At 69.2% G+C, this 10,148-nt stretch carries 6 protein-coding genes and 1 riboswitch; of the genes, 3 read left to right on the plus strand and 3 right to left on the minus strand.

From position 1 onward, the window contains the following. Positions 1-31 precede the first annotated feature (31 nt). Positions 32-664 (plus strand): MarR family winged helix-turn-helix transcriptional regulator, encoded by a 633-nt coding sequence (locus FV233_RS02255; protein WP_147896490.1) that lies wholly within the window; start codon positions 32-34, stop codon positions 662-664. Positions 665-676: 12 nt separating this feature from the next. On the opposite strand, the gene FV233_RS02260 is transcribed toward FV233_RS02255, so the two are convergent. Further along, complete coding sequence (locus tag FV233_RS02260; RefSeq protein ID WP_147896491.1) at positions 677-1,894, minus strand: GTP-binding protein; 1,218 nt, start codon at positions 1,892-1,894, stop codon at positions 677-679. 185 nt (positions 1,895-2,079) lie between these two features. On the opposite strand from FV233_RS02260, the gene FV233_RS02265 reads away from it, so the two are divergent. Together FV233_RS02265 and FV233_RS02270 are read left to right on the plus strand one after the other, a co-directional pair. Further along, positions 2,080-4,221 (plus strand): TonB-dependent receptor, encoded by a 2,142-nt coding sequence (locus tag FV233_RS02265; protein ID WP_147896492.1) that lies wholly within the window; start codon positions 2,080-2,082, stop codon positions 4,219-4,221. A gap of 288 nt (positions 4,222-4,509) precedes the next feature. After that, positions 4,510-5,610: an oxidoreductase gene (locus FV233_RS02270; protein WP_147853791.1), complete on the plus strand. Its 1,101-nt coding sequence runs from the start codon at positions 4,510-4,512 to the stop codon at positions 5,608-5,610. Between the two features lie 233 nt (positions 5,611-5,843). Here FV233_RS02270 and FV233_RS02275 read toward each other — a convergent pair whose 3' ends face one another. Together FV233_RS02275 and FV233_RS02280 are read right to left on the minus strand one after the other, a co-directional pair. Beyond that, the gene (locus tag FV233_RS02275; RefSeq protein WP_147896493.1) at positions 5,844-7,304 is read right to left on the minus strand and encodes a PepSY domain-containing protein; all 1,461 of its coding nucleotides are present in this window, start codon (positions 7,302-7,304) and stop codon (positions 5,844-5,846) included. Beyond that, on the minus strand, positions 7,301-9,430 hold the full coding sequence (locus FV233_RS02280; RefSeq protein ID WP_238261483.1) for a TonB-dependent siderophore receptor: 2,130 nt from the start codon (positions 9,428-9,430) through the stop codon (positions 7,301-7,303). The genes FV233_RS02275 and FV233_RS02280 overlap by 4 nt, the downstream gene beginning before the upstream one ends. A gap of 345 nt (positions 9,431-9,775) precedes the next feature. Next, positions 9,776-9,972, minus strand: a riboswitch (cobalamin riboswitch). Positions 9,973-10,148 lie beyond the last annotated feature (176 nt).

Consider the following 10,148-nt stretch of genomic DNA (forward strand, 5'->3'; position numbering starts at 1 on the left):
AACCCGGGCGGCCTCGGGACGGGAGTGGACGGTGCAGGTTCAGGATGGTCCGGCGGCCGCCGGCATAGATGCGGGCGCTCCGGTGGGCGACAAGCAGAAACGTGATCGCGAGACCAAGGACGCGGGTGCGTCCGAAGGATCGTCCAAGAAGATGCGGCCGCCCGGCGTGCGCAGCGTCGGCTGGGCCCTGGTGCAGGCCGCGCGCCTGCACCGCGCGCGCACCGGTGACCGGCTGGCCAAGCTCGGCCTGTTCGCCGGGCAGGAACAGGTGGTCCAGGCCCTCGCCTCCGCCGGCACCATGACGATGGGCGACCTCGCCGCCCTCCTGCGGGTCCGCCCGCCGACCGCGTCCAAGACGGTCACCCGGCTCGCGGCTCTCGGCATCGTGGAGCGCCGGGCCGAATCGGGTGACGGCCGCGTCGTGCGGGTGCAGCTCACCGAGGCCGGCCTGGCGAAGGCCGAGGCCATCGAGCGGATCCAGGAGGATGTCGAGGCCGAGTTGCTCGACCATCTCGACAAGACCGACCGACGCCGCCTGCGCAAGCTCCTGCGCAAGGCCGCCCGCGGCCTCGCCGAGGCGGCCGGCGCCTCCGGTCAGCTCACCGATGTCGACGCGGAGATCGATGCCGAGGCCGAGGACGAGGTCGAGGCGATCCCGGTCTGACGGGCTACCGGCTCAGGCCGCCCGGCGCCAGGCCGGGAACGGGTCCGGCAGGTCGCGATAGGCTTCGGGGTCGAACACCTCCCCGTCGCCGGCCTTCACCAGGCACGCATCCAGGGCCGCGATGAGCGTGTCCCGGTCCATGCCGGTGCCGATGAAGACCAGTTCCTGGCGCCGGTCGCCCCAGACCTCGCTCCAGACCGCGTCGAGTCGCTCCTGGAACTCGGGCGCCTCCGGCCAGCGCCGGCGCGGCACCGCCGACCACCAGAACCCCATCGCGGAGATCCGCGCCACCGCGCCGGCCAAGGAAAAGTCCCCGACCCAGTCCGGCCGCGTCGCCAGCCAGAAATGGCCCTTGGCCCGGATCAGGCCCGGCCAGGTCGCGTTGACGAAGGCGTTGAACAGCTCCGGATCGAACGGCCGCCGGGCCCGGTAGACGAACGACGAGATCCCGTATTCCTCGGTCTCCGGCACGTGGTCGTGGGCGCCGTACAATTCCTGGAACCAGAGCGGGTGGCTCTGCGCCTTCGCCTCGTCGAACAGCCCGGTATCGAGGACCGCGTCGAGGGGCGCACGCCCGTGATCGACCTCCGGGATGCGGGCGTCGGCGTTCAGGCCGCGCACCACCGCGCGGACCAGGGCGCGGTGCGCCTCCGAGACGTCGCGTGCCTTGTTGATCACCACCACGTCGGCGAACTCGATCTGCTCCACCAGCAGATCGACCAGGGTGCGGGTATCCTTGGCGCCCGCGGACTCGCCGCGCTCGCGCAGGAAGGCGGCCGAGCCGTAATCCTTCAGCAGGTTCACGGCGTCGACCACTGTCACCATCGTGTTGAGGCGGGCGAGATCCGAGAGCGAGCGGCCGGCCTCGTCCCGGAACGGGAAGGTCGAGGCGATCGGCAGTGGCTCGGCGATGCCGGTGCCCTCGATCAGCAGGTCGTCGAACCGCCCCGCCTCGGACAGGCGGCGGACCTCGTTCAGCAGGTCGTCCCGCAGGGTGCAGCAGATGCAGCCGTTGGTCATCTCCACCAGCGTCTCGTTGGTCCGGGAGAGGTCGGCGCCGCCGGCCCGCACGAGGTCGGCATCGATGTTCACCGCGCTCATGTCGTTGACGATCACGGCGACCCGGCGGCCGTCGCGATTGTTGAGCACATGGTTGAGCAGGGTCGTCTTGCCGGCTCCCAGGAATCCGGACAGCACGGTGACGGGAAGGCGGGGATCGGGCTTGGCCATACACAAAACAAAACGTTATAACGTTTCAAATTCAAGCGCGGCCGGAATCTGAAGCGCGGGGCTAGCGGGCGCGCCTGTTGTAATGGTGTAACGTTTCCGGCCGATCGCGATGGGAGGCGCGATCGGCACTTGCGTCCATCCCGTGTGGAGCGTGAATGAAACGATATAACACTGTGTGAGTCACGATGACACCGACCCTCCGCCTCGCCGCCCTGGCCGGCACGATCCTGTCGGCCCCGGTCTCTGCCGGCCTGCTCGCCGCTCCGGCGCGGGCGCAGCCGGCCGTCGCCCTCGACGAGATCAGCGTCACCAGCCCCAGCCCGATCCAGACCGGCCATCCCACGGTCGGGAATGCGGCCCCGCTCCAGACCGGCATCCTGCCGGTGGCGACCAACACCTTCTCACCCGTCACCGTGGTGACCCAGGACCAGATCGCCCGCGACCAGCCCCGGACCCTGGGCGACGCCTTGTTCGACCGGCCCGGCATCTCCTCCACCACCTACGCGCCGGGCGCGGCCTCGCGGCCGATCATCCGCGGCCTCGACAACGCTCGGGTGCGGATCCAGGAGAACGGCATCGTCAACGGCGGCGTCTCGGATCTCGGCGAGGACCACGCGGTCCCGGTGAACCCGCTGGTCTCCGACCGGATCGAGGTGATCCGCGGTCCCGCGACCCTGCGCTACGGCTCCGGGGCCATCGGCGGCGTGGTCTCGGCCGACAACAATCGGGTGCCGACCTTCATCCCGGCCAACGGCGTGCAGGGGCAGGTCACCAGCGGCTTTTCCAGCGTCGACAACGGCCGGCTCGGCGCCGCCACGGTGGATGCCGGGGCCGACGGGATCGCAGTCCATGCCGACGGGTTCCGGACCGCCAACGACAGCTACGCGATCCCCGGCGGCATTCAGCGCAACTCCTACAACGAGTCGCAGGGCGGCGCGGTCGGCATCTCGGCGATCGGCGACCGCGGCTTCGTCGGCCTCTCGTTCAGCCACTACGACGCGATCTACGCGATCCCGGGCGGCGTGGCCGAGCAGGACCGCACCCGCCTGACCCCGAACCAGGACCGGGTCCTGTCGCGGGGCGAGTACCGGCCGCTGGACGGCCCGTTCGAGGTGATCCGCTACTGGGCGGGCTACTCGGTCTACCGCCACAACGAGGTCGGCATCGGCGAGGACGGGATCGAGGGCGTCCAGGCGATCTTCAAGAACCGCGAGGCCGAGGGGCGCCTGGAACTCCAGCACGTCCCGGTCGACACGCCGTTCGGCCGGCTCACCGGCGCACTCGGCTTCCAGTCGGACCGGCGGGTGATCAACACCCAGCTCGAATCGTTCCTGCCCAAGACCGAGTCCCGGGCCAACGCGGTCTACCTGTTCGAGGAATTGGAACTGCGCCCCGGCACGCGGCTGCAGGCGGCCGGCCGCTACGAGGTGGACCGGCTGTCGAGCATCGCGGCGCAGTTCCCCGCGGACTACGCCCCGGTCGATGGGCAGGATCCGTTCCAGTACGCCCGGACCCGGCGCTTCGCCCCGAAGAGCGCCAGCATCGGCGCCCTCCAGGACCTGCCCTTCGGCTTCGTGGCGAGCCTCAACGGCTCCTATGTCGAGCGCGGGCCCACCGGCTACGAGCTGTTCTCGCAGGGGCCGCACGATGCCACCGCGACCTTCGAGATCGGCAATCCGGACCTTAAGAAGGAGCGCGCCCGCACGGTGGAGGCCAGCATCCGCCGCGCGGAGGGGCCGCTGCGCCTCGACGCCACCGGCTACTACACGCGCTATACCGGCTTCATCTACCGCAACTTCACCGGGCTCGCTTGCGACGACGACTTCGCGTCCTGCGGCAGCGGCACCGAGAACCGGCAGATCGTCTACCAGCAGCAGAACGCCACCTTCTACGGCGCCGAGATCATCGGCCAGTACGATCTCCTGCCGGTCGGCGACGGCTTCGCCGGCGTCGAGGCGCAGTTCGACTTCGTGCGCGCCCAGTTCGACAACGGCACCAACGTGCCGCGCATCCCGCCCTACCGACTCGGCGGCGGCGTCTACCTGCGGGCGGACGGCTGGTTCGCACGGGTGAACCTGCTCCACGCCTTCGACCACCAGGCGACTGCCCTGTTCGAGACCCCCACCCCCGGCTACGACGACCTGCGCGCCGAGCTGAGCTACACCAAGGCGGTCGATCCGGCGGTCTATGGCGCGAGCGCGATCACCCTCGGGGTGCAGGGCCGGAACCTGCTCGACGCCGACATCCGCAACTCGACCTCGTTCAAGAAGGACGAGATCCTGCTGCCGGGCCGGAACATACGGTTATTCTTGACCGCACGGTTCTAGGGACGGTTTTCGGCGGCGGCAGCGCCGGATACGGTTCTCACGCGACGGCCCGTGATCCCCTCCATCATTGCGAGCGCAGCGAAGCAACCCGGTGTGGCGTCTCGCGCGGCGAAGTCGCGCTGCCCTGGGTCATTTCGCTTCGCTCGTGATGACGGTGGGGGCTGAGCTGACGGCGGCACGCGGCCGGAACCGGATGAGACGAGGTGCGGTGCGCCGGATGGCGTGAACCCGGGCGCTCGCGCGGCTATCATCGCGCAACCCCGATGGCCCAGACCGGACGACACCACCATGGCGAACGCACCTGCACCGATCCGAGTCGGCCTGATCGGCTACGGCTATGCCGGCAAGACCTTCCACGCCCCGCTGATCCGGGCGGTTCCGGCGCTCGACCTCCGGGTTGTCGGCTCGCGCGACCCGGCCAAGGTCCGGGCCGACCTGCCCGGTCTGGCCGTCATGGCCGATCCCGCCGCGGTCGCCGCCTCGGACGGCGTCGATCTCGTGGTGATCGCGTCCCCCAACGACACGCACGCGCCCCTGGCCCGGATCGCCCTGGAGGCCGGCAAGCACGTGGTCATCGACAAGCCCTTCACCCTCGACCTCGCCGAGGCGCGCGGCCTGGTCGCGCTGGCGCGGCGCCACGGCGGGAAGCTGTCGGTGTTCCACAACCGGCGCTGGGACAGCGATTATCTGAGCGTCCGGAAAGCCATCGCGGACGGCCTCGTCGGCAAGGTCCAGCATTTCGAATCGCATTTCGACCGGTTTCGCCCGCAGGTCCGCGACCGGTGGCGGGAGGGGGCCGGACCGGGAAGCGGGATCTGGTACGATCTCGGCCCACACCTCGTGGATCAGGCATTCCAACTGTTCGGCCTGCCCGACCTGGTGAGCGCGAACCTGGCTCGGCTGCGCCCTGGCGCGCTGTCAGACGACTGGGCCCACGTGGTGCTAGACTATCCGGACCTACGCGTGGTCCTGAACGCCAGCATGCTGGTCGCCGGCGGATCGCCCCGCTTCGTCGTCCACGGTGAGGCCGGCAGCCTCGTCAAGGAGCATCCCGACGTACAGGAGCAGCAACTTCTGGCCGGCATGGCTCCGGGGGCCCCGGGTTGGGGCCAGGATCCGGACAGGATCGCGATCCATGACGGGCGCGGCGGCGTGAAGCGCCTGCCCGCCTTGGCCGGAGACCAGCGCGGGTTCTACCAAGACCTCGCTCAGGGGATCGCCCATGGCGGCGTCGATCAGACCCCCGCGCTGGACGCGCTCCAGGTCATGGCCTGCATCGAGGCGGCCCTGATCTCGGCGCGGACCGGGACGGTGGTGGCGCTGCCGCTCGCGCCGGAGGAGCGACACGCGTCCCAGTTCGCGGGGGATGGCGCCATATCCCTTTCTTGAAGTCGAGGAACGCAGCCAAACTTGAGGCGAGGCCATGTAACCGAATGCGGCTCGTCGCAGTGGCAAAGGGTTGCACCGCCCAAGCACATGACCCGCCATTTCAGGGCGTCGCAGGCGCGCCCGGAATTCAGGACCGGCGACGGTGCAAAAGCCTGTTCCACCTGTGGTTCTAGATTCCGGGCTCCGCTCTGCGGCCACGGAATGACGGGCTGATTTACCGGAGTTGCCTCCGCTCAGCGAGTCAGCGGCGAAAAAATCCGTCCGAGGCGCCGCCAGCCCGCGACGATCCCGGTGACTGCGATCACGGCGGCGAGCAGGTTCAGGAGCCACTGCCCTGCGTCGCGCAGGGCGGGCCGTCCGGTCAGGAACGGTAGGTCGAGGCGGTGGGGCGCATCGAACAGCCAACGGTTGATCCGGCCCGAGCGGTCGAGGCGCTGCAGGAGAGTGCCGTCGCGCGGGTCGATATGAAGCCAGGTCGCGTCCGGATCGTCGAAGCGCAGGCGCAGGACCGGCAGGGGCCGCGGGTCCGTCCCATGCGGATACCAGTAGGCATCGTACGCGCCGAGCAGGCCCGCCGCCTGCACTTGTCCCGCGGGAATCGCGTCCGCGGCGGCGGCGGTAAGGGACGCCGTGTCCGGACCGGGGCCGCCGTCCGGCGCGACCGCGCGGGGGCCGTCCGCCGCCTCGGCGACCACCCACCAGCGACCGCCGACTGTGGTGAAGCGCAGCGATCGGGTGCCCGGCCCGGCGCGATCGCGCAGCCGTCCGACATCGAGCCCGAGCGGTCCCGGCGTTCCGGCATAGGCGCTGCGTAGCGCGGTCGGCGGCGTACTCGACGCGAACCAGCGGTTCGGGTTCATGGAGATCCAGCCGCTCAGGATGAAGGCCGCGAGCCCAAGCCCGCCCGCCAGGCCGAACAGGTGGTGCCAGCGCGCCAGCCCGCGATAGGGCGTGACGGCGCCGTGCGCATAGCGGCGGCGCAGGCGCAGGCGCCAGATCCCGACGACCAAGCCGCTGACCGCCCCGAGGGCGGCGAATCCGGAGAGCCAGAGCAGCACGGTCCGCCACAGCTCCGCCCGGGCGCGCAGCGGCGTCAGGTAGATCCAGTGCGGCACCGAACCGAGCCAGTTCCAGGCCCGCTCGAACCGGGTCGTGTCGAGAGCGATCTCCCCGGTTACCGCGGAGACGTAGAGCTCGGTCCCCTCCGGGTCATCGAAGACGACCTTGTGGAACGGCCGGAGCGGGTCGTAGCGAGCGGTCACGGTCCACTGGTCCCGCTCGACCGGATCGACGCGGGCATCCGGCCGATCCCCGGCGGCGAGCCGCAAGGCCGCCTCCGCACCAACCGGGCCGAGCCGCGCGCCGGTACGGCCCGATACGGTCGCCCGCGCCCCGTCGCGGCCTGTGATCCGGTAGACCGGCTCGGCACCGCGCATCTCCAGGGCGAACGCCGCCGGCACGCCCGCAAGGTCGCCGGCGGCGAGCGCCGCGTCCGGCGGGACCGCGACGGTCTCCCAATCGATCGGCGCCAGGCGCGCGAGGCGCTGGGCTTCTGTGAGTGCCGGGAACGGCACGTAGAGCATCACCAGTCCGGAGCCGATCCACAGGGCGAAGAACACGGCCGTGGCGATCCCGGCCCAGCGGTGGAACAGCAGCAGCCAGCGACGCGCGGCTTTGCCGACCCGCTGCCTCACCAAGTCACCGTGTAGGCGAGTTCCACCGAACGCGGCCGGCCCAGCAGCCAGTTGGTGCCGACCCCGTTCACGGCGTTGCCGCTGATCGCGTAGACCTTGTCGAACAGGTTGTAGACCCGCAGGCTCAGGCGCGAATCCACCGTCACCTGATGGTCGAGCACGAGGTTGACGAGGTTGTAGGCTGGGCGCCGGGCCGTGTTGGAGAAGTCGCTGTAGACCTGGCCGACGTTCTGGAGCCCCACGCGTGCCGTCCAGGCGCGGGCAAAGTCCCAGGTCAGCCAGAGATTGGCGACCCGCTCGGGCACGTCGATCGGCTGGTTGCCGGCATACGAGACGGTCGCGCCGTTCACGCTCTGATTGAACGTATCGTATTGCGCGTGCAGGAGCGCGAGGTTGCCGTCCAGCCGCCAGCCCGGGGCGAGGTGCCAGCCAAGCGCCAGCTCGAAGCCCTGCGAGGATTGCTGGCCGACCTGGGTCGACACGGTCGGCTGACCCGGCACGGTCGATATCAGGTTGTCCTTGACGATCCGGTAGCCGGCAATTGTCCATTCGAGGGCGCCGTCGAAGGCCAGCCCCTTGGCGCCGATTTCGACCTGCGTGCCGGTGGCGAGCTGGAACCCGGAGAGCGATTGCGTCAGGGTAATGAGGCTGTTCACCGGGTCGGTCGCGAAGCTGTATTGGGCGTAGAGCGCGCTGTCCGGCGTCGGGTTGTAGACCAGCCCGAACCTGTATCCGAGCGCCTGATAGGTCTTTTCGAACTGCGAGCCGGTTTGCAGATCTTGCCGGTGCAGTGTCGGCACGTCGAGCCGCACGCCGGTCAGGAACGAGAGTTTTTCGGAGAGGATCACCCGGTCCTCGGCGAAGACCGAGGCCTGGCTGGTCTGGGTCGCGTAGGCCGGCCGTGCCCGCCCGTTCTGCGGGAAGTATCCCGGATCGTAGCCGGTCAGCGGCACGCTGGTGGTCTGGTCGAAGTAAAAATTGTTCGTGTGGCGGAAGTCGATGTGGTTCACGTCGAACCCGACCGCGAACGCGTTCGGCAGGCCGAACAGGTTGCCGTTGAAGCTCGCGTCCAGGCGATTCCCGACCTGTTCCTGGCTGTGATAGATCTCGAGGTAATCGCCCCGGTCGACCAATCCCGTGCCGCGGTTGTAGGTGTATTGCTCGGTATCGAGCCAGTGGCGCCGGCTGGTGAGCCGGTAGGCCGTGTTGCGCACGATGATGTCGGCCGAGGGCGTCCACTCGGTCTTGAACTGGGTCCAGTTGTCCGCCCAGGTGATCTTCGCGTCGCGGACGTTGTAGTTGTTGAACCGGATCAGATCTGGAATTCTTCCCTCGACCAGGGGCGTCCCCCAGTAGCGCGCCGGCTCTTGGTAGCCGAGGTCGTGACTGACTGTGAAGGCGAGGTCCGGGCTCGGCTGGAACAGCAGGGCTGCCGAGACTGCGAGGTTGCGGAAATCGCCCTCCGGCCGGATCCAGCCGTCCGCGCGGTTGCCGCTGACGTTGAGGCGGTACGCGAAGGTGTCGCCGAACTCCTCCCGTCCGAGCGCCCCGCCCGAGTCCAACGCCAGCCGCGCGACGCCGTCGGTGCCGATCACCGTGCGGGCGGTGTTGATCGGCGCGAAGACCGGCTTCTTCGGCACCACGTTGATCACGCCGCCGATCGCGCCGTCGCCGTACAGGACCGAGGACGGGCCGCGCAGAACCTCGATACGCTCGACGTTCCAGGTGTCGAACGGGAACGTGACCGTGTTGGCCCCGACGTAGAAGCGGGTGCCGTCGTAGAGCTGCTGGATCGAGTTCGGCCCCGCGAAGCCGCGCGACGTGAACGCGCCGTTGCCGTTGCCCGGTGCCGCGATCGTGGTGATGCCGGTGGCGTCCTGGGTCACGGCTTCGGCGATCGTGTCCTGGCCGCGCAGCCGTGCGGTCTCACCCGACACGATATCGACGCTCGCCGGTGTCTCCAAAGGCGTAAGGCCGAGCCGGCTCGCGGTCCGGTCGGGGGTGCGCAGGTTCAACCCGATCTGGGCGGCGCGGGTCAGGCTGACGCTGCCTTCCCCCTCGACGGAGAGCTGATCGAGGGCCACGGTCTCCTGGGCTGCGGCCGGGCTTGCCAGAAACGTGAGCATGGCACCGCAGAGCGGCACACGCCGGCTGCGAGGAGGCTGTTTGGATCGCGACATGGTGAGGAAAGGTCCGAGCGCGGCGGCCGCCGGTTCGCATGCCCTAAAGGCAATGTAATAACATTGCAATTGCTGCTGCCTGTCTGAGCCGTTCCGGCCCAGGCATTGTGGCCTGGGTGGAGGATCGGGCCGCATGCAAACGCGGCCGGGATCGGCACGACAAGGGAGGGCATCGGGAACCGGGACGCGGGCGCGCTTGCTGTGGCACGTCACCGCGAACGAGGCCTCGCCGACCGCGCTCGCGCACGGCCGTCTCGACACCCGCCAGGACACCCCGCCTGACGCGTTTCGCGTGTGACCACGGCTGACGGCAGGTCTCCTGGCTCGCGGGTCGCCGCCCTCGCACCGTCTTCCCGGGCTTGAGGCCCAGTGACGTGGTGGTGAAGGACTCGCCGCTCACAGTTGCGGGGACAGCCGCGGTTTCAGGGCAGGCCCCTCACCGCGTTCCCTTTTGATCCCCGAGGGGAACCGTCGCCGAGCAGCTTGGCTGTATGCCGGTGGATCGTCAAGCGTGTGGATATCCGGGCCCCTGCGGGGGCGGCCTGCGATCGGGCACAGGATCGCCTCGCGCGATGCCTGACGGATCACGGAGCAACGGCAGCATGACGTAAGATTTTTTATTAACAAATGTAATTTTTTAGACATATATTTCTTAATTTAAATA

It is taken from the genome of Methylobacterium sp. WL7 (genome assembly GCF_008040085.1).
Classification (GTDB): Bacteria; Pseudomonadota; Alphaproteobacteria; order Rhizobiales; family Beijerinckiaceae; genus Methylobacterium; species Methylobacterium mesophilicum.

Coding starts and splice junctions, on each gene's coding strand:
- FV233_RS02265 (WP_147896492.1), top strand. CDS start 2,080: ATGACACCGACCCTCCGCCTCGCCGCCCTGGCCGGCACGATCCTGTCG.
- FV233_RS02260 (WP_147896491.1), bottom strand. CDS start 1,894: ATGGCCAAGCCCGATCCCCGCCTTCCCGTCACCGTGCTGTCCGGATTC.
- FV233_RS02270 (WP_147853791.1), top strand. CDS start 4,510: ATGGCGAACGCACCTGCACCGATCCGAGTCGGCCTGATCGGCTACGGC.
- FV233_RS02280 (WP_238261483.1), bottom strand. CDS start 9,430: ATGCTCACGTTTCTGGCAAGCCCGGCCGCAGCCCAGGAGACCGTGGCC.